At 59.6% G+C, this 25,033-nt stretch carries 20 protein-coding genes; 12 read left to right on the top strand and 8 right to left on the bottom strand.

Annotated elements, in window-relative coordinates:
- Positions 1–256: 256 nt before the first annotated feature.
- The 3 genes from galU to ACR0C5_RS12210 all read left to right on the top strand — a co-directional run bounded on the left by galU (position 257) and on the right by ACR0C5_RS12210 (position 3,866).
- Positions 257–1,150, top strand: coding sequence for a UTP--glucose-1-phosphate uridylyltransferase GalU (gene galU / locus ACR0C5_RS12200; RefSeq protein ID WP_170773319.1), 894 nt, complete (start codon positions 257–259; stop codon positions 1,148–1,150).
- Between the two features lie 67 nt (positions 1,151–1,217).
- Complete coding sequence (locus ACR0C5_RS12205) at positions 1,218–2,654, top strand: mannose-1-phosphate guanylyltransferase/mannose-6-phosphate isomerase (protein WP_480876883.1); 1,437 nt, start codon at positions 1,218–1,220, stop codon at positions 2,652–2,654.
- A 135-nt stretch (positions 2,655–2,789) separates the two neighbouring features.
- Positions 2,790–3,866 (top strand): DUF2793 domain-containing protein, encoded by a 1,077-nt coding sequence (locus ACR0C5_RS12210; RefSeq protein ID WP_480876885.1) that lies wholly within the window; start codon positions 2,790–2,792, stop codon positions 3,864–3,866.
- Between the two features lie 30 nt (positions 3,867–3,896).
- Here the strand turns inward: ACR0C5_RS12210 and fcl are convergent, their stop codons facing one another.
- Both fcl and gmd read right to left on the bottom strand, forming a co-directional pair.
- Positions 3,897–4,874 carry a GDP-L-fucose synthase gene (fcl, locus tag ACR0C5_RS12215; RefSeq protein ID WP_480876888.1) on the bottom strand — a complete coding sequence of 326 codons (978 nt, stop codon included), beginning with the start codon at positions 4,872–4,874 and terminating at the stop codon, positions 3,897–3,899.
- 10 nt (positions 4,875–4,884) lie between these two features.
- Positions 4,885–6,009: a GDP-mannose 4,6-dehydratase gene (gmd, locus tag ACR0C5_RS12220; RefSeq protein ID WP_170773314.1), complete on the bottom strand. Its 1,125-nt coding sequence runs from the start codon at positions 6,007–6,009 to the stop codon at positions 4,885–4,887.
- Positions 6,010–6,164: 155 nt separating this feature from the next.
- On the opposite strand from gmd, the gene ACR0C5_RS12225 reads away from it, so the two are divergent.
- A complete protein-coding gene (locus tag ACR0C5_RS12225) occupies positions 6,165–7,469 on the top strand; it encodes a UDP-glucose dehydrogenase family protein (protein ID WP_170789928.1) in 1,305 nt (434 codons plus the stop codon).
- On the opposite strand, the gene ACR0C5_RS12230 is transcribed toward ACR0C5_RS12225, so the two are convergent.
- Positions 7,466–8,344 carry a phytanoyl-CoA dioxygenase family protein gene (locus tag ACR0C5_RS12230; protein WP_480876892.1) on the bottom strand — a complete coding sequence of 293 codons (879 nt, stop codon included), beginning with the start codon at positions 8,342–8,344 and terminating at the stop codon, positions 7,466–7,468. The genes ACR0C5_RS12225 and ACR0C5_RS12230 overlap by 4 nt on opposite strands.
- 105 nt (positions 8,345–8,449) lie before the next feature.
- On the opposite strand from ACR0C5_RS12230, the gene ACR0C5_RS12235 reads away from it, so the two are divergent.
- Positions 8,450–9,340, top strand: coding sequence for a LysR family transcriptional regulator (locus ACR0C5_RS12235; protein ID WP_170773310.1), 891 nt, complete (start codon positions 8,450–8,452; stop codon positions 9,338–9,340).
- Here the strand turns inward: ACR0C5_RS12235 and ACR0C5_RS12240 are convergent.
- Genes ACR0C5_RS12240 through ACR0C5_RS12250 form a run of 3 tightly spaced genes read right to left on the bottom strand, consistent with a single transcriptional unit; the run spans position 9,313 to position 11,726 of the window.
- Positions 9,313–10,398 carry a helix-turn-helix domain-containing protein gene (locus ACR0C5_RS12240; RefSeq protein WP_480876895.1) on the bottom strand — a complete coding sequence of 362 codons (1,086 nt, stop codon included), beginning with the start codon at positions 10,396–10,398 and terminating at the stop codon, positions 9,313–9,315. The genes ACR0C5_RS12235 and ACR0C5_RS12240 overlap by 28 nt on opposite strands.
- Before the next feature lie 48 nt (positions 10,399–10,446).
- Complete coding sequence (locus tag ACR0C5_RS12245; RefSeq protein WP_170789924.1) at positions 10,447–11,193, bottom strand: anti-sigma factor; 747 nt, start codon at positions 11,191–11,193, stop codon at positions 10,447–10,449.
- A complete protein-coding gene (locus ACR0C5_RS12250; RefSeq protein ID WP_170789923.1) occupies positions 11,190–11,726 on the bottom strand; it encodes an RNA polymerase sigma factor in 537 nt (178 codons plus the stop codon). The genes ACR0C5_RS12245 and ACR0C5_RS12250 overlap by 4 nt, the downstream gene beginning before the upstream one ends.
- Positions 11,727–11,810: 84 nt before the next feature.
- Here ACR0C5_RS12250 and ACR0C5_RS12255 point away from each other — a divergent pair, with 84 nt between their 5' ends.
- From ACR0C5_RS12255 to ACR0C5_RS12275, 5 genes are all read left to right on the top strand, one after another.
- Positions 11,811–12,758, top strand: coding sequence for a c-type cytochrome (locus tag ACR0C5_RS12255; RefSeq protein ID WP_480503692.1), 948 nt, complete (start codon positions 11,811–11,813; stop codon positions 12,756–12,758).
- 75 nt (positions 12,759–12,833) lie between these two features.
- Positions 12,834–13,850 carry an Ldh family oxidoreductase gene (locus tag ACR0C5_RS12260; RefSeq protein ID WP_170789922.1) on the top strand — a complete coding sequence of 339 codons (1,017 nt, stop codon included), beginning with the start codon at positions 12,834–12,836 and terminating at the stop codon, positions 13,848–13,850.
- 70 nt (positions 13,851–13,920) lie between these two features.
- The gene (locus ACR0C5_RS12265) at positions 13,921–16,107 is read left to right on the top strand and encodes a Tex family protein (RefSeq protein ID WP_480876900.1); all 2,187 of its coding nucleotides are present in this window, start codon (positions 13,921–13,923) and stop codon (positions 16,105–16,107) included.
- A 70-nt stretch (positions 16,108–16,177) separates the two neighbouring features.
- Positions 16,178–17,314, top strand: a complete 1,137-nt coding sequence (locus tag ACR0C5_RS12270; RefSeq protein WP_480876904.1) for an NADH:flavin oxidoreductase/NADH oxidase — start codon at positions 16,178–16,180, stop codon at positions 17,312–17,314.
- Between the two features lie 183 nt (positions 17,315–17,497).
- Entirely contained in the window at positions 17,498–18,466 is a 969-nt protein-coding gene (locus tag ACR0C5_RS12275; protein ID WP_480876907.1) for a DUF3137 domain-containing protein, read from the top strand.
- 15 nt (positions 18,467–18,481) lie between these two features.
- On the opposite strand, the gene ACR0C5_RS12280 is transcribed toward ACR0C5_RS12275, so the two are convergent.
- Positions 18,482–18,985, bottom strand: coding sequence for an Lrp/AsnC family transcriptional regulator (locus tag ACR0C5_RS12280; RefSeq protein WP_480876910.1), 504 nt, complete (start codon positions 18,983–18,985; stop codon positions 18,482–18,484).
- A gap of 79 nt (positions 18,986–19,064) precedes the next feature.
- Here ACR0C5_RS12280 and putA point away from each other — a divergent pair, with 79 nt between their 5' ends.
- On the top strand, positions 19,065–22,535 hold the full coding sequence (gene putA / locus ACR0C5_RS12285) for a bifunctional proline dehydrogenase/L-glutamate gamma-semialdehyde dehydrogenase PutA (protein WP_480876913.1): 3,471 nt from the start codon (positions 19,065–19,067) through the stop codon (positions 22,533–22,535).
- A gap of 63 nt (positions 22,536–22,598) precedes the next feature.
- Here putA and ACR0C5_RS12290 read toward each other — a convergent pair whose 3' ends face one another.
- Positions 22,599–23,630, bottom strand: a complete 1,032-nt coding sequence (locus tag ACR0C5_RS12290; protein WP_480876915.1) for an NADP-dependent oxidoreductase — start codon at positions 23,628–23,630, stop codon at positions 22,599–22,601.
- A 296-nt stretch (positions 23,631–23,926) separates the two neighbouring features.
- On the opposite strand from ACR0C5_RS12290, the gene mtnA reads away from it, so the two are divergent.
- Entirely contained in the window at positions 23,927–25,018 is a 1,092-nt protein-coding gene (gene mtnA, locus ACR0C5_RS12295) for an S-methyl-5-thioribose-1-phosphate isomerase (protein WP_480876918.1), read from the top strand.
- Positions 25,019–25,033 lie beyond the last annotated feature (15 nt).

The following is a 25,033-nucleotide window of genomic DNA, read 5'->3' on the forward strand; positions in this document are numbered from 1 at the left end:
GCAAGATTAACTAATAATTCAGCACTAGTTTAACTCAAATAAGTAAGATTGTTTCCAAACCGTTGGAACTCATTCGCCCGGCGCGCACCTTTGACATCGGATCGTTTTGACTTCCTGCCGTCTGAGTGGCACGCTTGTCGGCGATTGGTTATTTGATACGAGTGTTGACGTTGTACATTCCGGCGGCACCGCCTATGAACTCGCCGTGGGCACTTGACGGAATTTCCGGCACTATAGATTGAACTTGAGAGGTACTATGGCACGCAAGGTCACCAAAGCAATTTTCCCGGTAGCGGGACTTGGTACCCGCTTTTTGCCTGCGACGAAATCCGTCCCAAAAGAGATCATGACTCTGGTGGATCGCCCGCTGGTTCAATACGCGATCGACGAAGCCCGGGCAGCCGGAATTACGGAATTCATCTTTGTCACGTCACGCGGGAAATCCGCCCTCGAAGACTACTTTGATCACAACCACATCCTCGAACAGGAATTGAAAGCCAAGGGTAAGGATGACCTGCTGGAAGCGCTGAATGCCACCAATATGGAAAGCGGCGCGATTGCCTATATTCGTCAGCACAAAGCACTTGGTCTTGGGCACGCAGTCTGGTGCGCCCGCCGCCTGATCGGGGATGAGCCCTTTGCCGTTATGCTGCCCGACGATGTGATTGCGGGGGACAAACCTTGCCTTCAACAGATGGTCGAAGCCTATGAGGAAACCGGCGGCAATATGGTTGCCGCGATGGAAGTTCCGCAAGAGAAAACAAAATCTTACGGTGTTCTGGATGTCGGTGAAAACATCGGATCGGTTGTGCGCGCGCGCGGCATGGTAGAGAAACCAAAACCCGAAGAAGCCCCGTCGAATCTGGCTGTGATCGGGCGCTATATTCTTGGGCCGTCGGTTCTCTACAACCTCAACCAAAAGAAGAAAGGCAGCGGCGGTGAGATCCAGCTGACTGACGCCATTGCAGAAGATATCGGCAACGGAGTTCCCGTCTTTGGCTACAAGTTTGAAGGCCAGCGGTTCGACTGCGGTTCCAAGTCCGGGTTCCTGCAAGCCACCGTGGCCTTTGCTCTGGCCCGCCCGGATCTGCGCGACGATCTGCGCGAATATCTGCATGACATTGTTGCGACGGATCAGGCGGCCCAGTAATCGGCCACTCTTTCCTTTGATCGCAAGACGCGCAATATAGGCGCGACGCGCTAATAGGCAGATATTGATGACTACGATTTATCCCGTGATTCTTTGCGGTGGGGCGGGGACTCGACTGTGGCCCTTGTCGCGCAAGAGCTATCCCAAGCAATTCGTGCCGCTGATCGGCGCGACAAGCCTGTTGCAGGATTGTGCCGAGCGGATGCGTGGCCCTGCGGATGCCCCTTATGCCAAGCCATTGATTCTGACCAATGATGCTTTTCGCTTTGTGGTGCCCGAACAACTGGCGGAAATCGGCATTGATCCCGGCCCCATTCTGATCGAACCCGAAGGGCGCAACACTGCCCCGGCGGTTCTGGCCGCCGCGCTCTATCTGCACGCCAGCGACCCCGATGCGGTGATGCTGGTCGCCCCGTCCGATCATGTGGTTCCGGACAAACTGGCATTTCATACGGCCGTTGCAGCCGGTGTGGACGCCATCACCACTCGCAGTGATTTGGTCACATTCGGTATTCAGCCCGACCGCCCCGAAACCGGCTATGGCTATTTGAAACTCAGCCATGCACCGACCGGTGAGGGCCAAGCTGTTCCACTGGAACGGTTTGTTGAAAAGCCCGACCTGGCCCGCGCACAATCCATGTTGGAGGATGGCAGCTATCTGTGGAATTCGGGCATCTTCTTGTTTGCGGTCCGCGATATCATCGCAGCCTTTGAAGGCCATGCGGCCCAATTGATGGACCCTGTGCGCGCCGCAGTCTCGAACGCCAAAACGGACCTTGGTTTCTTGCGCCTTGACCCCGAGGCTTGGTCGCAGGTCGAGGATATCTCGATCGACTACGCCGTCATGGAAAAAGCCCCGAACCTGAGCGTCGTGCCCTATGCCGCAGGCTGGTCCGATGTCGGCAGTTGGTCCGCTGTTCACGAGTTGGGAGAACCAGACGCGCAAGGGGTCGCAACTGCAGGCGAGGCGACCGCTATCGACTGTCAGAACGTGCTGATCCGCTCGGAATCCTCGGCGCAGGAAGTAGTCGCGTTGGGGGTACAAGACATGATCGCCATTGCAATGCCAGACGCCGTTCTTGTGGCCAGTATGGATCGGGCGCAGGACGTGAAGAAAGCTGTGGCCGCCCTGAAGGAAAAGGGCGCGAAGCAGGCAGAATCCCTGCCGGTGGATCATCGCCCCTGGGGCTGGTTCGAAAGCCTGGTGATCGGCGACCGCTTTCAGGTCAAACGCATCCACGTGCATCCCGGCGCCGCGCTAAGCTTGCAATCGCATCACCATCGGTCCGAGCACTGGATCGTTGTGGAAGGAACGGCGAAAGTCACGATTGATGACGAGGCGCGTCTGGTCTCGGAAAACCAATCGGTCTACATCCCGCTGGGCGCGGTCCATCGGATGGAGAACCCGGGCAAGGTTCCGATGGTTCTGATCGAGGTGCAGACAGGCTCGTATCTGGGTGAGGACGACATCATCCGATACGAAGACATCTACGCCCGCGACTAACCAACATCTGCTTGCAAACTGAAAGTTACCAACTGGTTTCGCCGCCGTGCGTGCCGGTCACACGGGATTCATGCGCTTAATCTCATTGTGGCGCGCAGTGAATGCCGGACCGACAACCACAGGAGGGCGCGCCCAATGTCACAGAACTCACCCCGTTTGAACCTGCCATTTATCCAGCCATCGCAGGCGCAAAAGCATGTCACCCACAACGAAGCTCTGCGCCATCTGGATCTGGTCGTGCAACTCAGCCTTATCGCAACCGATGCTGTTACCCCGCCCGCGACGCCCGCGCAAGGTGACATCCACGCTTTGGGTGCCGCGCCCACCGGCGATTGGGCGGGACAAGGCGGGAAGCTGGCTGCATGGCTGGACAATGGCTGGGTGTTTTTTGACCCGAGCTTGGGATGGCGCGCCTGGGATCAGGGTGCGAGTGTCCTCAAGTTGTGGGACGGGTCGAATTGGGTCGCGCCCCCGGCGGGCACGCAGAATCTAGAAGGTGTGGGCATTGGAACATCGTATGATGACACCAACAAGCTGGCGGTGCGGGCAAATGCTACGTTGCTAAGCCATGATGGCGCGGGTCATCAGTTGAAGATCAACAAGGCAGCGGCGGGCGAGACCGCGTCGCTGCTGTTCCAGTCGGAATGGACAGGTCATGCCGAGATGGGTTTGACCGGAACCACTGGGTTTACGATCAAAGTATCCCCGGATGGCAGCAACTGGAGCGACGCGTTGGCTTTTGACCCCGCAACCGGCACTGCATCCGGTACTGCGATCCAGCAAAACGCCAGTGACAACACAACCGGCCGCTTGATGCGGGCGGATTACGGTTATGGGCCCGGCAACCTTTTGGGCTCGGTGCAAGAAACCGCAGGCACCCCAACGGGCGCAGTGATCGAACGGGGTTCAAACGTGAATGGCGACTATGTCCGTTTTGCAGATGGCACCCAAATTTGCACAGCCCGGCTAAACCCGACGGATTGTACCACTGGCGAAGGCGCGGGATTTACCAGCGCGGAAGCCATCTGGACCTTCCCGATGCCCTTTGCAGCGGGTTCTATGCCCGCACTGTCCGGTGATGGCGGCGACACAAATCGCTTTGCTGCATGGGGCATCCCAAGCGCGACGCAGGTTGCCTATAAGGTGCAATCGTTCACCTCAGACGCCGCCATGGTCGCCCCCGGCGCTGTCGCCATCGGTCGCTGGTTCTGATCTTAGGACGCCCGGCAATATGTCGGGCGGCTACTTCGCGCGGATTTGCGCCTGAGACTGGTCCAGAAACCACGCATAGGTTTCGCGAATACCGTCACCCAGCCCGACCCGCGCGCGCCATCCCATGTCGGCCAGCCGCGAGACATCCATCAACTTGCGCATCGTCCCGTCCGGCTTGCTGCTATCCTGTGAAATTCGCCCGTCATACCCCACGGTCCGCGCCACCAGTGCGGCAAGTTCCGCGATCGAGATATCTTCACCACAGCCCACATTGATATGGCTCAGCATCGGCTGGGTATTGGCCTCGTAAATATCGCGCGGCAGGTCGAGCACGAACAACGAGGCCTCGGCCATATCGTCCACATGCAGGAATTCGCGCCGGGGCTTGCCAGTGCCCCAGATCACCACCTCATCCAGCCCGTCGCGCTTGGCCTCGTGAAAGCGGCGGATTAGGGCGGGCAGCACATGGCTGTTCTCTGGGTGGAAATTGTCACCCGGACCATAAAGGTTCGTCGGCATGACCGAGCGGTAGTCGACCCCATGCTGCCGGTTGTAACTTTCGCACAGCTTGATCCCCGCGATCTTGGCGACTGCATAGGGTTCATTTGTCGGCTCCAACACGCCAGTTAGCAGGGCATCTTCGCGCATGGGTTGCGGAACCGCGCGCGGGTAGATGCAGGAACTGCCCAATTGCAATAGGGTCTGAACCCCTGCAGCAAAAGCCTGATGGATCACATTGCACTCGATCATCAGGTTTTCGTAAATGAAATCGGCTGGATAGGTGTTGTTGGCATGAATGCCCCCAACCTTGGCGGCGGCCAGCACCACCACATCGGGGCGTTCGGATTGCATGAAGTCGCGAACTGCCGCCTGATCGGTCAGATCAAGCTCGGCATGGGTGCGGGTGATGAGCTCAAGCGCTTCACCTGCTTTTTTACGGCCTTGCAACCGACGCAGGATCGCGCCACCGACCATGCCGCGATGTCCGGCAACATAGATCTTTCGCATGCCCCGCTCCTCAGCCATTTTCCAGACTGACCGGCAAGTCATACCCGTGCTCTTTCAACAAGGCATGGCGTTTGGCGGTCTTCAAATCCTCACGCACCATTTCGGCGCACATTTCCTGAACGGTCAACTCGGGCTCCCACCCCAGTTTGTTTTTGGCATTTGACGGATCGCCCAACAGAGTTTCCACTTCAGCCGGGCGGAAATATTGCGGGTCGATCCGCATCACAACGTCCCCGGCCTTCAATGCAGGCGCATCCGCGCCTTCGACCGAGACCACAGTGGCAATCTCATCAACGCCGTCGCCCGAAAACGCCAGCGTCACGCCCAGTTCGGCCGCTGACCATTCGATGAACTGACGCACCGAATACTGCACCCCGGTTGCGATCACGAAATCCTCTGGCGTGTCCTGCTGCAACATCAGCCACTGCATACGCACATAGTCCTTGGCGTGACCCCAATCCCGCAGGCTGTCGATATTGCCCATATACAGACACTCTTCCAGACCCTGCGCGATATTGGCCAACCCCCGCGTGATCTTGCGGGTGACAAACGTCTCGCCCCGGCGTGGGCTTTCGTGATTGAAGAGGATTCCGTTGCAGGCATACATTCCATAGGCTTCGCGGTAGTTCACCGTAATCCAATAAGAATAAAGCTTGGCCACCGCATAGGGTGAGCGCGGATGGAACGGCGTTGTCTCACGCTGCGGAATTTCCTGAACCAGACCGTAAAGCTCCGAAGTCGAGGCCTGATAGAACCGGGTTTTCTCCTCCAGCCCCAGAAAGCGGATCGCTTCCAACAAGCGCAGGGTTCCGATGGCGTCCACATCGGCAGTGTATTCCGGCGACTCAAAGCTGACCGCCACGTGGGATTGCGCTCCCAGGTTATAAACCTCATCCGGTTGCACCTGCTGGATGATCCGGGTCAGGTTCGACGTGTCGCTCAGATCGCCATAGTGCAGATGAAGGCGTGGATTCGGCACGTGCGGGTCCTGATAGATATGGTCGATCCGCTGCGTGTTAAATGACGAGGCACGGCGCTTGATACCATGCACCTCATATCCTTTTTCCAGCAAAAACTCGGCCAAGTAAGAGCCATCCTGCCCAGTGATGCCGGTAATTAATGCTGTTTTTGTCATCGGTCCATTCCACACATTCTATCTGCTTGATCGCAGACTCAGAAACAGCAAGATACCCCGGAATGCAACCCAAGGTCACGGCTGGGCATTGAAACCGGCGAAACTTTCCTGAATGAATGCGCCACAAGGCGGTTTCCGAAGAAGGATATTGATACATGCGTATTGCAATGATCGGCACAGGGTACGTGGGGCTCGTGTCGGGGGTCTGTTTTTCGGATTTTGGCCATGACGTCATTTGCGTAGACAAGGCCGAAGGCAAGATCGAGATGCTTCAGACGGGCGAAGTTCCGATCTATGAGCCCGGTCTGGACGTGCTGATGGCCAAGAACGTCGCCTCGGGACGGTTGAGTTTCACCACCGACCTCGCCGCTGCCGTAGATGGGGCGGACGCAGTGTTCATTGCGGTGGGCACCCCGACCCGCCGCGGCGACGGGCATGCAGACCTGACCTATGTGATGGCCGCCGCCGAAGAGATCGCCAATGCGCTGACCGGGTATACCGTGATTGTCACGAAATCCACTGTTCCCGTGGGCACCAACCGTCAAGTTCAACAGGTGGTCGCCGCCGCCAACCCGCAGGCCGAATTCGATGTCGCCTCGAACCCGGAATTCCTGCGCGAAGGGGCCGCCATTGATGATTTCATGCGGCCCGACCGGGTGGTTGTCGGTGTCGAAAACGACCGGGCCGCCGGGGTGATGGCCGATATCTACCGCCCACTCTACTTGCGCGATTTTCCGATCCTGACAACCGATCTGGAAAGCGCCGAGATGATCAAATACGCGGCCAATGCGTTTCTGGCGACCAAGATCACCTTTATCAACGAAATCGCCGGCCTGTGCGAACGTGTTGGCGGCGATGTCAAAGAGGTGGCTCGCGGTATCGGTCTGGATGGTCGGATCGGCAATAAATTCCTGCATGCTGGCCCCGGTTATGGCGGATCATGCTTTCCAAAGGATACCAACGCGCTGGCGCGGATCGGACAGGATCACGCCTATCCGATGCAAATCACCGAGACGGTCATTCGGGTCAATGACGGTGTAAAAAACCGGATGATCGACAAGATCCGGGATGCCTGCGACGACAGTTTCAATGGCAAGACCATCGCGGTGCTGGGCGTGACCTTCAAACCCAACACCGACGACATGCGCGACGCGCCCTCATTGACCATCGTGCCCGCCCTGATCGGGGGCGGTGCCCGTGTCCGCGTCGTCGATCCGCAAGGCCGCGCCGAAGGCGAGGCCCTGCTGCCCGGTGTCGACTGGTTCGACGATCCTTATGCCGCCGCAAAGGATGCGGATGCGGTCGTGCTGCTGACCGAGTGGAACGAGTTCCGCGCCCTGAACCTCGGCGATATGGCGGCCTCGATGACCTCGGCCAGAATGGTCGACCTGCGCAACATCTATTCCCGCGACATGGCCCTGAAGGCCGGGTTCGAGAGCTATTCCGGGGTCGGTCGCTAACCGTACAGCGGCACATCCGCCTGCGCGCCCTCGGCCAAAGCCTTGCTCTGGTCGCGCCGCACCTGGTCGTACAGAGCCAGCGATTCTGCTGAAAACAAACTGTTGGGCGGAGGAACGGGAACAAAATTGCTCTGCCCGTCGCGCCCACGCGCCAGCATGGCATAGTCCTTTTCGGCCACCAATTGTTTGGCATTGGGGTTCAGATATCGGATCGCCAACCCGATGCGCCGGTCGTTCGAGCTGTTCGGTCCTGACCCGTGGATCGTTAAACCGTGATGCAGCGACATTTGCCCCGGCGACAGCTCTATCCGGGTTTTGTCCTCCTCCAGCACCTCCACGGCGATCTCTTGCCCGCGTGACAGAAGGTTCGTGTCAGAATAGGTGTCGTTATGCGGCAGGATCGGGTTGTTATGGCTGCCCTGCACAAAATCCATGCAGCCGCTTTCAGGCGTCGCAGGCGAAAGCGCGATCCAGGCCGTAACCTGATCCGGCGTCTCGCCCATACCCCAATAGGTCAGGTCCTGATGCATACCGACCGTGTGCGCTGTCCGCGGTTCCTTGACGAAAAATTCGGCTGACCAGATCATGATATCGGGGCCCAAAACGCCCTCGACCAGATCCAGAACACGGGGGTCCATGGCAACGCGGGCGGCCAAAGGCATTACAAGATGCGAATTGACCCGCTTATAGGTGTTCAACGGCAAAGGCAGATCGGCATCCAGCCATTCCCGCTCAATCTGTTCGAACTCGGCCCGCAGGGCGGCCGTTTCCGTGCCCGTGAAAACGGTCAGGGGAAACAAATACCCATCCTCCCAATACTGAGCGGATTGTTCGGGCGTCAGGGCGGTTTGAGCCATTGAGACAGGGTCAGACATGCGCGCTCCTCCTTACTGCATGTGATTGCAGCCTAGTTGATGCATCATTAATGGCAGAGCACAGGTTCTTGCCCGTCAGGCTAAGTTCAGCTTAGTCTAACTGCCATGGCAGGCCGTATCCCATCGCTGAACTGGCTGCGCGTGTTCGAGGCCGCCGCGCGAACCGAAAGCTTTGCGCGCGCGGCAGCCCAATTAAACATGTCCGCCGCCGCCGTCAGCCAACAGGTCAAGGCTCTCGAGACGCAATTGGGCACCCCTCTGTTTCACCGCCATGCGCATTCCGTCACCCTGACCGAGACCGGACGCGCCTATCTGCCATCGGTGCAGCAATCACTGCTGATGCTGGAAACCGCAACGACCGGATTGTTCGGCGAAACACGCGAACAGCGGCTTTACGTGCAGTCGGTTCTCCTGTTCGCTCATGGGGTTTTGGCCGGGGGTCTGCCCGATTTTCACACGCAAAATCCCCATATCAACCTGTCGCTGTCGACCGGCAATCTGGACGCTGATTTCAGCAATCGTTTCACCGATCTTCAGATTGTGTTTGGCAATCCAAACCTCTTTGGCACGGAAAGCGATGAACTGGTGCGTGAAAGGCTGTATCCCGTGGCCCCGCCCGAATTGGCTGCGCAGATCGACACGCCGCAGGATTTGTTCAACTTCACCCTGATCGAGGTCTCGACCCACCGGGCAAGCTGGCCACATCTGTTCGAAACGCTACGCCTGCCCGGGGGTCAGGCGCGGTATTTCTTTGCAGACAACTCGCTTATCGCGGCCGAGCTTTCGGCGGCAGGCGCGGGCATTGCGCTTGCCCGAGCGCCTGCGTCAGACCGTATTGTAGCTCTGTCAGGCTTGGTTCCATGCCTCGACGGGATCGAGGTACCGGGGCAAGAAGCTTATCACTTGATCTATCCGTCCCGCCGAACTCTGCGCCCTCCGGCTCGGCGTTTTCGGGACTGGATCATGGATCACAGCGCGGCAGTCCAGACGCGGTAACGCCCCTGCCCGGTCACTTCACGGATCAAGCCGCGATCCGAAAACCTGTCGATATTGCGCTGAACCGCCGCGCGCGAGGCACCCGTCAACTCTTCGGCCAACGGGGCCGACACCATGGGCCAGGCTGTCAGCGCTTCGATCAGTTTGGGTGGGGTTCGTCCGCTCAGGTCGTCGGTCGCGGCGCGGGCACGGTTATCCCAGGCGCTGACACGGTCCAGATGCAACAAGGCGGCCAAGGCGGCCTGCCCAAGACCCCGATACCACGCGCCCAACTTTTCCCCGGTATCACCCATGCCACGCAAAGCGCCGGGGCCTGACAGGGCCAATGGCATGAAAAGCGCGCCGCCCCGACCCATCGTGGCTGCATGGCGTGCTGCGATGATGGCTGCTTCGGTGTCGTGCCCGACACCCGGTGAAACCGCACGCCACGCATGAAAAGCAATCGCGGCTTGCGTGACCGGGTGCAGCCCGTCCGCATGCCCCATCACCTCGGCCAGGTCGGCGATGGCCTCGGGCACTTCGTCGATCCCCTGCGCCATCCGGTCAAGAAAGGCAGTTACCCCGGTGGCCCATCCGCCCTCGGACGGTCCTGCACCTGATGTCAGACGCCGCACGGCCCAGCCGGACCGAAACAAGGCCTGTACGTCATCACCGGTCGCGCCGATCCGCAACCCGGTCCATAGCGCCAAGCGGTCGACACCGATCCGGTCACCAGTCCACCAACCCAGATCAGACACGTCCATCAATGCCAGACGATGCGTCCAGCCTTTGGGACCAGCCCGTAGCCTTTCATCCAAGGCGCCGAATGTGGCCGCCAGATCCGCCAGTTCCAGTGACAGTTCTGCCTGCGCTGCCCGCCAATCCCGAGAGTCGAACAACAGCCTGCGATCGGCCTTTGGGCCCGGCAGGATAAAATCCTCTTCGGGCTCTTCGTCGGGGGGCAGAAACCACAGATCGTCATCCTCGGGCGGGTCGACATCATAGATACTGCCGGGGCCCAGCGTTTCGTCATCCTCATCGGGATCAGGCATGGCAGGGTTTGTGGTCATACCCGACATATTTCGGGTATTTCCACCGGTTCACAAGGTGTTTCTGTGGCTGCGGACCTAGCTGGCGAAACCTGTGGTCAGAATGTCCAACTGTCCCTTCAGTGGGGTCTGAGGGCTACTGCCAATCAGCATATAGCCATAGCCTCCTTCGGACCATGTCGCGGTTGCCAGACCGCTCAACTCGGCAAGCTTCACGGCCTTGCTGGGGGCGCCTTCGCCCTGACGTATGATGCAGAAGGCAAAGGGCTGCCCCTGTTCATCTGCGAACACGACCTGAATCAACGGCTTTCCGTTGAACGACAGAACCTGCGCGCGCTTTAGCTCCATCCCCGGCAGGGCTTCCAGCGTGTCGCGGTTCAGCGACCGTCCCAACTCGGCCTCGGCCAATTCGAACTGCGCGTCCAGCGCCTGAGCCGAATTGTCCAGCGAAGCAATCGTATCGGGCACATATAGCGACTGGTAGATCGCCGCCTGTTCGGCCCAGCCCAGCGGCTCGGGCCGGGTGCTCCAGAAGGTTGCCGACACCGCCAGCACCGCGACCGAAGCGGCGACAGCCACCAAACGCCACGGGCTTCCGGAATGGTGAACAGGAACAGCCGACTGCGGTTCAGGCAGATCGACCTGCGGTGCCTCGGCAGGCACGTTTTCAAACACCGCCTGCACAACCGGTGCAAACGGATCCAGCGCCATCAGGCGCGCTTCCAGCTCGGGGTCGGCCGCAACCGCGGTTTCAATCGCGTTTGCCTCGGCCTCATCCACATTGCCTTCCAGATACGCTGTCAGCGTCTCATCGGAAAACTTCATTTGCCACTCCGTCGAACGGCGCTTGCAGCATCCTGCTGCATCACGGTTTTAAGTTTCTGCCGGGCGTTGGACAACCGGCTCATAATCGTACCGATGGGAACGTCCAGCATCGCCGCCGCTTCGCGGTAACTGTAGCCTTCGACAAAGACCAGCATTACCGTTTCGCGCTGCGCTTCTGGCAGTTGCATCACTTGGGTAAACACCTCAGCCGCGAAAATATTCGTTTCGGAATCGGAATCATGTGAAATTAATTCCGCCTCGGGCGTCACCGACAACGCCTGCGCCTTGCGGACCGAGCGCGAGCGCACCTCATTCAACCAGATCGAGCGGCAGATCGTCATCAGCCAACTGTCCAATCGATCATGCGAAGTCACCTGATGGTGACGCTCCAACGCACGCAGGCACGTGGATTGCAGCAAGTCATCCGCCACATCAGAGGCTCCGGACAAGGCAAGCCCAAAGCGCCAGACGCGTTTCGAATGCGTCTGTATCGCGCCGCGCACGGCCTGTTCGGAACTAATTTCACCACCCATTGAATAAATAGTGACCTGTGTGTGTTTGACATTCACGGATCGGGCCCGCGAGGTCAGGAATGTCATAACCTGTGGAGGAATGAAATGAAACTTATGTTGAAAGCAGTCACGATTGCGTCGGCAATTATTGCAACCCCGGCCTTGGCTGAACATTGGACCTTGTCGCCCGAAGGCTCACACCTGGCCTATGGCACTATCAAGAAAGACACCGTGGGCGAAGTCAATTCCTTCACCAACCTGTCGGGCCATGTCAGCCCCGATGGCAAGGCCGAGATCGAGATCGACCTGTCCTCGGTCGAGACGAATATAGACATCCGCAACGAGCGCATGATCGAGCATGTCTTTCGCAATGCAGGTACGGCGACTTTGACCGCCCAGATCGATATGGACGAGGTGAAGGCGCTGGCCGTCGGTCAAACAGCAGTCGTTGATGTCGAAGCGGCACTGTCGCTGATCGGCACGGATGTTGAGTTTGATACTGAAATGTTCGTCCTGCGGGTTTCTGAGAAATCCGTGATGGTCTCGACCAACGACATGGTGTTTCTCAGCACCGAAGACGCGGGCGTAAATGCCGGGGTCGACAAGCTGATGGAGCTGGCCAGCCTTCCCGGCATCACCCGGACCGTGCCCATCACCGCACGCCTATTCTTCAACATGGACGAGCAAAAAGCCGACGCTGGGACCGCTGCTCCGGTTGAGGTTGCCGCTGTTGCCGCAGTTGAAGGGGATATCAAGGCGGGCAAAAAAGTTTATCGCAAGTGCAAGGCGTGCCATCAGATTAAAGAGGGCAAGAACGGTGTAGGCCCCTCGCTGTACGGCATCGTTGGCGCGTCGGCTGCCCAAGCGGATGGGTTCAAATACTCGGACGCGCTGAAAAGCTCGGGCATTGTTTGGGATGTCGAGACCCTGACCACTTTTCTGGCTGACCCCAAGGGCACTCTGCCCGGCAACAAGATGCAGTTCGCCGGCTTGAAGAAGGATGAGGACATCACCAACGTCATTGCCTATCTGCAATCAGAATCGGAAGGCTAACGCCGGAAAGCTGTTCCTTCGCCTGCCCCGCCGCGTTATTCCTGTCCATGGCAACATGGAAAAGGAAGGCGGGGCATGAGCGAAACGGTCAAACTGACTTTGGATGAGATCCACGGGCTAAGCCTGACTATCCTAAAAAACGCGGGCTATGGCCCGGACCATGCCACCGCCATCGCGGATTTGCTGACCACCTGCCAGATCGACGATTGCCACTCGCACGGACTGTTTCGCCTGCTCATGTGTGCAGAAACGATGGACGCGGGCAAGGTCGACGGCCATGTCGCGCCAGTCATCACCCCCTCAGACAATGCCATTGTCCGTGTCGATGCACGCGGCGGGATCTCCTTGCTGGCCTTTCATGAGGCCCTTCCCCACCTGATCGAGAAAACGCGCACGCACGGCATCGCCGCAATGGCGATCAACCGGTGTTTCCATTTCTCAGCCCTCTGGCCCGAGGTTGAACAATTGTCCTCGGCTGGGCTGGCCGCGATGGCGATGGTGCCCAGCCATTCCTGGGTCGCCCCAGCCGGAGGTACACGCGGGTCACTTGGCACCAACCCGCTGGCCTTTAGCTGGCCGCGTCAGGGTCAGGATCCATTCACCTTCGACTTTGCCACCAGCGCCTTTGCGCGGGGAGAGATCGAGCTTTACCGCCGCGCAGGCAAACCCCTGCCCGACGGCGTAGCGCTCGACAAGGAGGGCAACCCAACAACCGACCCGCACGCTGCGATGGAAGGCGCGATGCTGACCTTCGGCGGCTATAAGGGGTCAGCTTTGTCGATCATGATCGAGCTTTTGGCTGGGCCCTTGATCGACGATCTGACCAGTCTGGAAAGCTTGGCCTATGCCGACGGCACCAGCAGCGCACCTTATCATGGCGAGATCATCCTGGCCTTCGACCCCGCCCAGTTCAGCGGCGGCCGCGTGGACGAAAACGATGCCCGCGCCGAGCGGCTGTTTGCCGATATCACGGGTCAGGGCGCGCGCCTGCCCTCGCAACGGCGCTATGCCGCGCGTGCGCGCAACAGGGCGCGGGGCTATGCAGAAATCTCAAAAACGCTGCACGACGATCTGCTGGCTCTGGTCCGTTAGAATTCGACCTCTTTCCCTTGCCGGTGCCTGTGGCTAAGAAGACCCTCCGACCCAGTTGAAGGAGACCCCCTTGGACCGCATCGCACGCACCATCGCCGCCGAGATCAACGCCCGCCCCGATCAGGTCGGCGCTGCGGTCAAACTGCTGGACGAGGGGGCCACAGTACCATTTGTCGCCCGCTACCGGAAAGAGGCGACCGGCGGGCTGGATGACAGCCAGCTACGCACCCTGTCTGAGCGACTGGACTATCTGCGCGAACTCGATGCCCGCCGTGACACGATCCTGAATTCAATCCGCGATCAGGGCAAACTGACCGACGACCTGGCCAAGTCCATCGCCGGGGCCGAGACCAAAGCGCAGTTGGAAGACATCTATCTGCCCTACAAGCCAAAGCGGCGCACCAAGGCGATGATCGCGCGCGAAAACGGGCTGGAGCCGCTGGCAGAGGCGATATTGGCCGACCGCTTTGCCGATCCCGAAGCGCTGGCCGGGGGCTATGTCTCGGACGCAGTACCCACCACCAAAGACGCCCTGAACGGTGCCCGCGACATCATCACCGAACATTTGACCGAAAACGCCGTCCTGCTGGGTGAGTTGCGCAGCTTCATGCAACGCGAGGCCCTGCTGACCGCAAAAGTAATCGACGGCAAGCAGACCGAAGGGGCCAAGTTCAGCGATTATTTCGACCACAGCGAACGCTGGGCCGATACACCCTCGCACCGGGCGCTGGCGATGCTGCGCGCCTCGAAAGAGGGGATCGTGACGCTCGATATTGCCCCCGACCCCGAAACCGGCGCCGCAAGGGCCGAGGCTATGGTCGCCGCCCATCTAGGCACGCGGACCAATTCACCCGGCGATCTTTGGCTTCGCAAGGTGGCGGGCTGGACATGGCGGGTCAAACTGTCTCTGTCGATGATGGTAGAGTTGATGGCCGATCTCAGAAGCAGCGCGCAGGACGAGGCGATTCAGGTCTTCGCCCGCAACCTGAAAGATCTGCTGTTTTCCGCTCCCGCCGGGGCCAAGGCAACGCTGGGACTGGACCCCGGTATTCGTACTGGTGTCAAAGCGGCGGTGGTCGATCCCACCGGCAAGCTGGTCGCCACCGACACCTTGTATCCGTTCCAGCCCAAAAACGATCTGCGCGGCGCGCAAGCCGCCATTCTCAAGCTGATCTCGACCCATGACATTGACCTGATCGCAATCGGCAACGGCACCGCCAGCCGCGAGACTGAAAGCTTTGTCGCCGATACTCTGAAACTGCTGCCAAGCGCGGTGAAAGCCCCGACCAAGGTGATCGTCTCAGAGGCGGGCGCGTCTGTCTATTCCGCCTCGGAACTGGCCGCGCGCGAGTTTCCCGATTTGGACGTGTCCCTGCGCGGCGCGGTTTCAATCGCCCGCCGTTTGCAAGACCCGCTGGCGGAACTGGTCAAGATCGAACCCAAGTCCATCGGCGTCGGGCAATACCAGCACGATGTCGACCAGCACCGTCTGTCGCAATCGCTGGATACTGTGATCGAGGATGTGGTGAACGCGGTCGGTGTCGATCTGAACACCGCCTCGGCCCCCTTGCTGTCGCGCGTATCGGGTTTGGGTCCGGGTTTGGCCGACGCGATCGTGGCACATCGGGACGTGAACGGCGCGTTTGACCGCCGCGAAGACCTGCTGAACGTCGCACGCCTAGGCCCCCGCGCTTTCGAGCAATGCGCCGGATTCCTTCGGATTAGAGACGGATCAGAGCCGTTGGACGCCTCTTCGGTCCACCCCGAGGCCTATGGCGTGGCGCGCCGCATCGTGGCCGCCTGCGGGCGCGACATTCGTCAGATCATGGGGCAGAAAGACGCCCTGAAAGGGCTGCAAGCCCGGCGTTTTGTCGACGATGCCTTTGGCCTGCCCACCGTGATGGACATCTTTACCGAGCTTGAAAAGCCCGGCCGCGATCCGCGGCCCAGTTTCAAGACCGCCTCTTTCGCGGAAGGGGTCAATGAGATCACTGATCTGAAACCTGGTATGCGGCTTGAGGGCACCGTCACCAATGTCGCGGCTTTCGGCGCATTTGTGGATATCGGCGTGCATCAGGACGGGCTGGTGCATATCAGTCAACTGGCCGACCGCTTCGTCAAAGATCCGCATGAGGTCGTAAAGACCGGTCAGATCGTCAGAGTCTCGGTCGTGGAAGTGGACGTCAAACGCAAACGCATCGGCCTGTCCATGCGCAAGGATGGCGGGGCCGGTCAAACTGGGCGCGGGCGTCGTTAACAGATTATCTATTTGGGTTGCCCGCTCGGTTTCGCTAGGTTGACGGAAAATCACAGTCGGAGAGACCAGAATGCCCTCATTGTTCAGTCCATTTGACCTGCGATCTGTGTCGTTCAAGAACCGTATCGCGGTCTCACCGATGAGCCAGTATCGGGCGAATGAAGGCCGCGCCAATGATTGGCATCTGGTGCATCTGGGCCGGTTTGCCATGGGCGGTGCGGGGCTGATCTATGCCGAAGCGACCGCCGTCACCCGTGACGGGCGGCGCACGCCCGGCGATCTGGGTTTGTGGGAAGACGCCCAGATTGCCCCGCTGAAACCCATCGCCGATTTCATCACCCGCGAAGGCGCGGTGCCGGGCATTCAGCTGAGTCATGCGGGGCGCAAAGCCTCGGAGCGGCGTCCCTGGCACGGCGAAACTCCGCTGAATGATGAAGACGCCACGCAGCGCAAGGAAGCGGCTTGGCCTGCAATGGCACCCTCTGCCCTGCCCTATGCCGAGGGCTGGCCGACCCCGCGCGAAATGACCCAGGCCGATATCGAAGACGTCATCGCCGCCTTCGGTGCAGCGGCCAGACGGTCACAGGCGGCCGGGTTCAAGATGATCGAGGTCTATTCAGCCCATGGTTTTCTGGTGCATCAATTCCTGTCTCCGATCACCAACCAGCGGGCGGACCATTGGGGCGGAAGCGCGCAGAACCGGGTGCGCTTTGCCGTCGAGATCGCACGTGAAATCCGACGAAACTGGCCCGAGGACTATCCTCTGGCTTTTCGGTTATCGGCGTCGGATTGGGTGGACGGCGGCATGACCGTCGAAGACACCGTTGACATCGCCAAGGCGCTCAAAGCTGCCGGCGTGGACATGATCGATTGCAGCTCGGGCGGGATCGGCGGCAAGGATCGCCCACAGCGGATGACCATCGAACACGGCTTTCAGGTGCCGTTTGCATCGCAAGTCCGGTCCTGGGCGGATATGCCGACAATGGCAGTCGGTTTCCTGTGGGACCCCAAGGTGTGCGACTCGGTGATTCAAAAGGGCGACGCCGACATGATCGCCGTGGCCCGCGAATTGCTGGACGACCCGAACTGGCCCCTGCGCAGCGCCGCTGCACTAGGGGCCGACCAGAACCATGCCCTATGGCCCGTCGAGGCCGGATGGTGGCTGATGAAACGCAACTGGCTATTGTCCAAACTGGGCCTGCGATAGCGCATCAGATCGCGCCTCGAGGTCCAGCGAGGCGCTTCTCTGTGTCGAAAATGGCGTCGCCTGCGCGAACATGGCTAAGACGGACACATCCGATACAAATGATACACGTCTGGGGATATTCTGGCGGACAAGGGATCGCTAGCATCTGCGCCAAACTCGTAGTTTGTTGGTCAGGATTTAACGATGTCAGAATACCAGTTTGTCGAATCTGCCCCGTTCGAGACCGGGTTTTCCCGGATCTTTGACCAGCAGATCGCCCCATTCCTACGCGAGAAAGAAGTTGAACGTCAGGCCGCCGTCTCGCGCAGTATGTTCTGGATCAAGTTCTCTGGCGTTGTTGCCGTCGTACTGGCCGGATTAGGCGGGTACTACATTCATCCTCTTTTTGCGATTTTTCCACTTGCTTTCGGCGGGGCCGCGGCCTTGATCCTTTTTCTGGAACGAGGCGGAAAAGTCAGTTCCGATGTTTCGAAATACATTCGCCCCATCCTGTGCAAATTCCTAGGGCATATGGAGCTGCACTCGGACGTACCTATGAGCTTCCTTCCCATTGGGCGCTTGGTTTCATTGCAAATCATACCTGAATCCGAACGCGTGCGCGAAAATCACGCGATCAGCGGCACCTGGCGGGACACCAATTACAAACTGCTGCAAATGAGCTGCTCGGACACTTACAGAGACAGCGACAACAAACGAAAGACCAGAACCCTGTTCTCGGGCATCGTGCTGGAAATCGATTGCCCGGCCGCAATGCCACGCACGGTCTTCGTCAAGGATTTCGGTGAGACCCTAAACAAGCTGTATAGCTGGGCAAGCCGCAACGTCTTGCCCCAACATCGCTGGGATCTGGGCTTAGAGGATGCCGAGAAGATCTTTGAGGTTTTTACCGACGACCCGCACCAGCTGGAACAATACGTCAAACCCGAATTCGCTTATACGCTGAGCGAGATCGCCAAACGCTACCAAGGTGGGCGCGACTATTGCTCAGCGGCATTTTCGGGCAACAAATTCTATCTGGCGCTCAGCCTTCCCCACGGGTTTCTCAGCTTCAACCTTGGTGGTGCCCCGCTGAGTGAAGCGGATGAAACCATCCATCGCGCCTTCCGCGATCTGGTAATGCCACGACAGATCATTGATGCCCTGCATCAATGAACGCTGTCGGGCGGCTCAGTCTTTCACCGACTGCATCGACACATGGGTCGAAGTGCTGTCCACATGCGGGAGCGTGGACACGACACGGCCCAAAATCTCACGGTAGCTGCGCATATCCTTGGTGCGCAGTTTCAGCAGATAGTCAAAGGCACCCGCAATCATGTGGCATTGTTCGACCTCGGGCGCTCGTTGCACGGCTTCATTGAACTCAGTCAAAGCCGCTTCGGTGGTGATTTTCAGGCTAACCTCGACAAAGACCACCTGTTCGACCCCCAGCTTCGAAGGGTCCAGAATCGCGCGAAACCCCTGTATATACCCTTCCGAGATCAGACGTTTCATCCGCACCTGACAAGGTGTCTTGGACAATCCGACCCGCGCCGACAATTCCGTCACCGGAATACGGCCTTCACGGCTCAGAATACGTAGGATTTTCAGGTCATGTCGGTCTAGTTGACTATTTTTCTCTATTAACACGGTCTCAATCGCCAAAACTAAATAGGAAATTTGGTCAATAAACACGCCTATTTTGAAGCTTTAGTCAACATAACTTTCGGCGATTTGGTAAGATTATTTAAATCGAACGCGGATTGGAAAGAACATGACTAGGCTACATGATATTCGTCTGAACCTTCGACACAACCACCTGCGGGCAGAATCCGAGGTATTGCGGGACCTGACAAGCCGCTATCCGATTGACGCAGCAAGGCGGGCGGTGGTCCAGAATCGCGCGGCTGATCTTGTACGCGCGATCCGCAACGACAGCCGCCCCGGCCTGATGGAAGTCTTTCTGGCCGAATATGGCCTGTCCACCAATGAAGGCGTGGCCCTGATGTGTCTGGCCGAGGCGCTGCTGCGCGTGCCCGACGCAGATACGATTGACGCGCTGATCGAGGACAAGATCGCCCCTTCGGCCTGGGGGCAGCATCTAGGGCAATCGTCGTCGTCTCTGGTCAACGCCTCCACCTGGGCATTGATGCTGACGGGCAAGGTTCTGCAGGATGGCACCGGCATTGCTGCGACCCTGAAAGGGGCGGTGAAACGGCTGGGGGAACCGGTGATCCGGGTCGCGGTGGCGCGGGCGATGAAGGAAATGGGCGCGCAGTTCGTGCTGGGTGAAACCATCGAAGAAGCACTGGAACGCGGCAAGAAACAAGAAGCCGAGGGCTATACCTATTCGTACGACATGCTGGGCGAGGCTGCTTTGACAGCCCACGACGCCAAGGCGTTTCTGGCCGCGTATTCGGACGCCATCGCCAAGCTGGGCAGGGAATGCGACGCGCAGGACATTCGGGAAAACCCCGGCATTTCGATCAAGCTCTCGGCGCTGCATCCCCGCTATGAGGTCGGGCAAAAAGACCGGGTGATGGCGGAGCTGGTGCCCCTGACGCTGCAACTTGCTCAACAGGCCAAGGCCGCCAATATGGGCCTGAATATCGACGCGGAAGAGGCGGATCGGCTGGATCTGTCCCTTGACGTGATCGAAGCTGTTCTGCGCGACCCGTCGCTTGCGGGCTGGGACGGGTTCGGCGTGGTCGTGCAGGCCTATGGCAAGCGCGCAGCCTATGTTCTGGATTGGCTGCATGCGCTGGCTGCTGAATTGGACCGTAAAATCATGGTGCGTCTGGTAAAAGGTGCCTATTGGGATACCGAGATCAAGCGCGCGCAGGTCGAAGGGCTGCGCGGCTTCCCGGTTTTCACTCGCAAGGCGGCCACCGATATCTCGTATATCTGCTGCGCCCAGAAACTGCTGGGCATGACAGATCGAATTTATCCGCAATTTGCCACCCATAACGCCCATACAGTGGCCGCGATCCTCGACATGGCCACAGACACACGCAGCTTTGAGTTCCAGCGCCTGCATGGCATGGGCGAAAGCCTGCATGATCTGGTCCTGAAGGGCAGCGGCACCCGGTGCCGGATTTACGCGCCGGTCGGGGCGCATCGGGATCTTCTGGCCTATCTGGTGCGGCGCTTGCTGGAAAACGGGGCGAACTCTTCGTTCGTGAATCAGATCGTGGACCAATCCGTGGCCCCGGAAATCGTCGCCGCCGACCCGTTTGATGCGCTGGACTCAGGCTCTAATGCGGCTGTTTGGATGCCTGCGGACCTTTATGGGACCGAGCGCCCGAATTCGCGGGGCTGGGACTTGCACGACACAGACGATCTGGCCGAGATCGAACAGGCCCGTGCGCCATTTCGCTCTAAGTTCTGGCAGGTTGGGCCGCTTTTGGAGGGCACGTCGCAAAACACCACAGACCGCCCTGTCCTCAATCCCGCCGATCACGCGGACAAAGTGGGTGTGGTGGCTGAGGCATCGGTGGAGGATGTCGAAACGGCACTTGGCGCGGCGGTCCAGTGGAACGCAGATGCTGAAACGCGTCGCCAGACCCTGTTTCGCGCCGCCGAGCTATATGAGCAGAACTTAGGAGAGCTGTTTGCCATCCTCACCCGCGAAGCGGGCAAGACCCCGATGGACGCCATCGCCGAGCTGCGCGAGGCGGTCGATTTCCTGCGCTACTACGCCGTGCGCGGTATCGAAGTTACGCGACCTGCGCGCGGTGTGATGGCTTGCATTTCACCGTGGAACTTCCCGCTGGCCATCTTCACCGGGCAGATCGCCGCCGCGCTGGCCGCTGGCAATGGTGTCCTAGCCAAACCGGCGGACCCAACGGCCATCACCGCCTGGGTCGCCGTCAACCTGATGCATGAAGCCGGGGTTCCGAAGACGGCGTTGCAACTGCTGCCGGGCCGCGGCTCGGTCGTGGGCGCACGGCTGACGTCGGACCCAAGGATCAAAGGGGTGTGCTTTACCGGCTCGACCCACACGGCGCAGACGATCAACCGCGCCATGGTTGATCAGATCGCCCCCGAGGCCCCTTTGATCGCCGAAACTGGTGGGCTGAACGCGATGATCGTGGACTCCACGGCGCTGCCGGAACAGGCGATCAAGGATATCGTCGCCTCGGCCTTCCAATCCGCCGGTCAGCGCTGTTCTGCGCTACGGCTGCTCTACGTGCAAGAGGACGTGGCCGAACCATTCCTCGAGATGCTATACGGAGCGATGGATGAGCTGGTCGTGGGCAACCCATGGGACTTGCGCACAGATGTCGGGCCAGTGATCAGTGACGGCGCGCAGGGTGAAATTCTAGCCTATGTCGAAGGCGCCCGCGCGCAGGGACGCGTGTTGAAACAACTGGATACTCCGACAGACGGCACTTTCGTGGCCCCAACCGTCCTGCGTGTATCGGGTATTGCTGATCTGGAAAAAGAGGTGTTCGGCCCGGTCATGCATGTGGCCACCTACAAGGCGTCGGAACTGGACGCGGTGGTCGCTGCGATAAATGCCACCGGCTTTGGCCTGACCTTCGGAATGCACTCGCGCATCGACGACCGGATCGAACAGGTTACGTCGCAACTGAACGTCGGCAACATGTATATCAACCGCAACCAGATTGGCGCGATCGTGGGGTCCCAACCCTTCGGGGGTGAGGGATTGTCGGGCACCGGGCCCAAGGCGGGCGGTCCGTCTTACGTCAAGCGTTTCACCAAACCCGCGACGCATAGCCTTACCGCGGCCACGGGGCAGGCCGCCGATCAGGCCACGGTTCAGGCTGTCCTGACGGCAACCAAACGCCCGCCGCGTATCGCGTTGAAACGGCACCAGCTACCAGGACCGACGGGCGAGTCGAACACGCTGTCGACCTATGGCCGTGGCATCATCCTGTGTCTTGGCCCATCGCTTGAGGCCGCGCAGGCGCAGCGCGAAATCGCTGTGGCGCATGGCTGTTCCGCCGTCGTCGTTGCGCCTGCGGCGAGCGGTCCGAACACGGTGGACGGTGTACTGGAACCCGCTGTGTTAGGCTCGATTTCGGGCTTCGATGCGGTTGTCTGTTGGGGAGAAGAGGCGCAGCTTCGCGCCATCCGCGCGGCCTTGGCGCAGCGACCCGGTGCTTTGATCCCGCTGATCAATGACGCGGATTTTGGCGACCGCTGCCAGCTTGAGCGTCACGTGTGTATTGACACCACCGCCGCCGGTGGCAACGCCTCGCTTTTGGCGGCAGCAAGTTAACCCGCGACCGCCCCGGCAGACCGATTTGTCCGGGGCGGTGCACTAAAATGAGAGGAGGTCAGATCACCCCACCTTTACGACCATCTTACCAAAGTTCCCCCCGGCCAATAGCTGATTGAACGCTTCAGGCGCGTTTTCCAGCCCCTCGACCAAGTGTTCTTTGTAAGTGACCGAGCCGTCTTTTAACCAGCCGGTCATATCGCGAACGAACTCCTGATACACTTCGGGGCCGAAATTGTCGAAAATGATGAAACCCTGCATGCGTACCTTCATCCGCAACAACGTCCCCATGATCACCGGGCCCATATCCGGCCCCTCGGGCAGACCGGGCAGGTTGTACCAGGCCATGACGCCGCAAACCGGAACGCGCGCAAACGGGTTTAACAAAGGCAGTACGGCATACAGCACCTTGCCGCCGACATTCTCGAAATAGACGTCGATGCCATCCGGGCAGGCATCACGCAGTTGTCCAGCCAAATCATCCGAGCGATGATCCAAACAAGCATCAAATCCCAGATTTTGCACCACATGCGCGCATTTCTCGGGCCCACCCGCAATGCCGACCACCCGGCAACCTTTCAGCTTGGCAATCTGACCCACAGTCGCCCCTACCGGGCCTGAGGCTGCGGCGACAACAACGGTTTCACCGGGTTTAGGCTCACCGATTTTCAGCAGCCCGGCATAGGCCGTATAGCCCGGCATCCCCAAAATCCCCAGCGCCCAGGACGGGTTGTCCGGTAATTGACCAAGATTGACCACCTGCGCCCCGTCCGAGATCGCATAATCCTGCCAGCCGCTCATGTTCAGGACATAATCGCCAACCGCAAAGCCCTGAAGGTTCGACTGCTCGACCCGTCCCACAACCTGCGCAGTCATAACACCGCCGATCGCCACCGGCTCGGCATAGGATTTTGCATCATTCATGCGTCCACGCATATAGGGGTCCAAAGACAGAAAGACCGTGCGCACTAGCATTTCATCTGCCCCGGGCGTCGGGACATCGGTTGTCTCTAACCGCAGAGTGTTCTCGTCTGGCTGGCCCTTGGGACGTTCAGCCAGAACAATACGGCGGTTTGTGTCGGGGGATTGGGGCATGGTGCTCTCCTACAAATCGGTTTGCCGTAGCAGAGACCGGATAGCTAAGATGTGCAACCCAATCTGCCCCGGAATTGTGGCGATACAACCATAGGCTGCTGAAATCCACCGATCTTTTCACCTTGCAAGGGTTTGACAATGCCGGGCCAATCGCCAACAACTTGCATGTCTCATTTCGTCAACCGACCCGCTGCGCCCGTGGTTTACAATCCTCATTTCGAAGGGCTGGCGCGTTTTGGGCCTGTTGCGGCGGGGACACGGCCCTCGGGGGCACGACACAACCAGGAGGATAGGCAATGAAAGTCGGCGGCATTCACTATCGGTCGATCTGGCGCGATGCGCAAAGCGGCGCAGTGCGGATCATTGATCAACGCTGGCTGCCGCATGAATTCAAAGTCGTCACCTTGTCCGCATTGGAAGATTTCGAAGTCGCAATCCGCGACATGTGGGTGCGCGGGGCGCCTCTGATCGGGGCGACCGCCGCCTATGGCATGGCCGAAGCGATGACGAGGGACCCCTCGGACGTGAATTTCGAACACTCCAGCACCGTTTTGAACGCGACGCGGCCCACGGCGGTAAATCTGGCCTGGGCGCTTGCGCGGTGCCGCGCGACTCTGCTGCCGCTGCCCCCTGAAAACCGGGCTGACGCTGCTTGGGCGCTGGCGCAGGAGGTGTTCGAGGAAGATATCGAAATCAACCGCCGCATTGGTGAAAACGGCCTAGCCCTGATCAGAGAGATCGCCGCGAAGAAGCCCGCAGGCGAGCCAGTGAACCTTCTGACCCATTGCAACGCCGGCTGGCTGGCGACGGTCGATTGGGGCACGGCCACCAGCCCGATGTACCACGCCTACAACGAAGGGGTTCCGATCCATGTCTGGGTCGACGAAACCCGCCCCCGCAACCAAGGGGCCCTGACCGCGTGGGAGCTGGGCGAACATGGCATCCCGCACACCTATGTGGTGGACAATGCAGGCGGGCATCTGATGCAGCGCGGGCTGGTCGATCTGGTCATCACCGGCACCGATCGCACCACCGCACGCGGCGATGTGTGCAACAAGATCGGCACCTATCTCAAGGCGCTGGCGGCCCATGATAACAGGGTGCCGTTCTATGTCGCTCTACCCTCGCCCACAATAGACTGGTCGCTGCAAGACGGGGTCGCCGAAATCCCCATCGAGGATCGCCCCGAGGCCGAGATTACCCGTATTCAGGGCCTGAATCAGGGTCAGATCGGCGAGGTTCTGGTCACGCCACAGGGCACATCAGGCGGCAATCCGGCCTTTGACGTCACCCCCAACCGTCTGGTCACGGGGCTGATCACCGAACGTGGCATCTGCCACGCCAGCGCCCAAGGCCTGGCCGGCCTATTCCCCGACAAAGCCCATTGAAAGCCCACAGACTGC

This window comes from Ruegeria sp. N8, from assembly GCF_056531325.1.

Bases quoted from the DNA above. Each gene is read 5' to 3' on its own strand.
- galU (WP_170773319.1), top strand. From the start codon at position 257: ATGGCACGCAAGGTCACCAAAGCAATTTTCCCGGTAGCGGGACTTGGT.
- ACR0C5_RS12205 (WP_480876883.1), top strand. From the start codon at position 1,218: ATGACTACGATTTATCCCGTGATTCTTTGCGGTGGGGCGGGGACTCGA.
- ACR0C5_RS12210 (WP_480876885.1), top strand. From the start codon at position 2,790: ATGTCACAGAACTCACCCCGTTTGAACCTGCCATTTATCCAGCCATCG.
- fcl (WP_480876888.1), bottom strand. From the start codon at position 4,874: ATGCGAAAGATCTATGTTGCCGGACATCGCGGCATGGTCGGTGGCGCG.
- gmd (WP_170773314.1), bottom strand. From the start codon at position 6,009: ATGACAAAAACAGCATTAATTACCGGCATCACTGGGCAGGATGGCTCT.
- ACR0C5_RS12225 (WP_170789928.1), top strand. From the start codon at position 6,165: ATGCGTATTGCAATGATCGGCACAGGGTACGTGGGGCTCGTGTCGGGG.
- ACR0C5_RS12230 (WP_480876892.1), bottom strand. From the start codon at position 8,344: ATGTCTGACCCTGTCTCAATGGCTCAAACCGCCCTGACGCCCGAACAA.
- ACR0C5_RS12235 (WP_170773310.1), top strand. From the start codon at position 8,450: ATGGCAGGCCGTATCCCATCGCTGAACTGGCTGCGCGTGTTCGAGGCC.
- ACR0C5_RS12240 (WP_480876895.1), bottom strand. From the start codon at position 10,398: ATGTCGGGTATGACCACAAACCCTGCCATGCCTGATCCCGATGAGGAT.
- ACR0C5_RS12245 (WP_170789924.1), bottom strand. From the start codon at position 11,193: ATGAAGTTTTCCGATGAGACGCTGACAGCGTATCTGGAAGGCAATGTG.
- ACR0C5_RS12250 (WP_170789923.1), bottom strand. From the start codon at position 11,726: ATGGGTGGTGAAATTAGTTCCGAACAGGCCGTGCGCGGCGCGATACAG.
- ACR0C5_RS12255 (WP_480503692.1), top strand. From the start codon at position 11,811: ATGAAACTTATGTTGAAAGCAGTCACGATTGCGTCGGCAATTATTGCA.
- ACR0C5_RS12260 (WP_170789922.1), top strand. From the start codon at position 12,834: ATGAGCGAAACGGTCAAACTGACTTTGGATGAGATCCACGGGCTAAGC.
- ACR0C5_RS12270 (WP_480876904.1), top strand. From the start codon at position 16,178: ATGCCCTCATTGTTCAGTCCATTTGACCTGCGATCTGTGTCGTTCAAG.
- ACR0C5_RS12275 (WP_480876907.1), top strand. From the start codon at position 17,498: ATGTCAGAATACCAGTTTGTCGAATCTGCCCCGTTCGAGACCGGGTTT.
- putA (WP_480876913.1), top strand. From the start codon at position 19,065: ATGACTAGGCTACATGATATTCGTCTGAACCTTCGACACAACCACCTG.
- ACR0C5_RS12290 (WP_480876915.1), bottom strand. From the start codon at position 23,630: ATGCCCCAATCCCCCGACACAAACCGCCGTATTGTTCTGGCTGAACGT.
- mtnA (WP_480876918.1), top strand. From the start codon at position 23,927: ATGAAAGTCGGCGGCATTCACTATCGGTCGATCTGGCGCGATGCGCAA.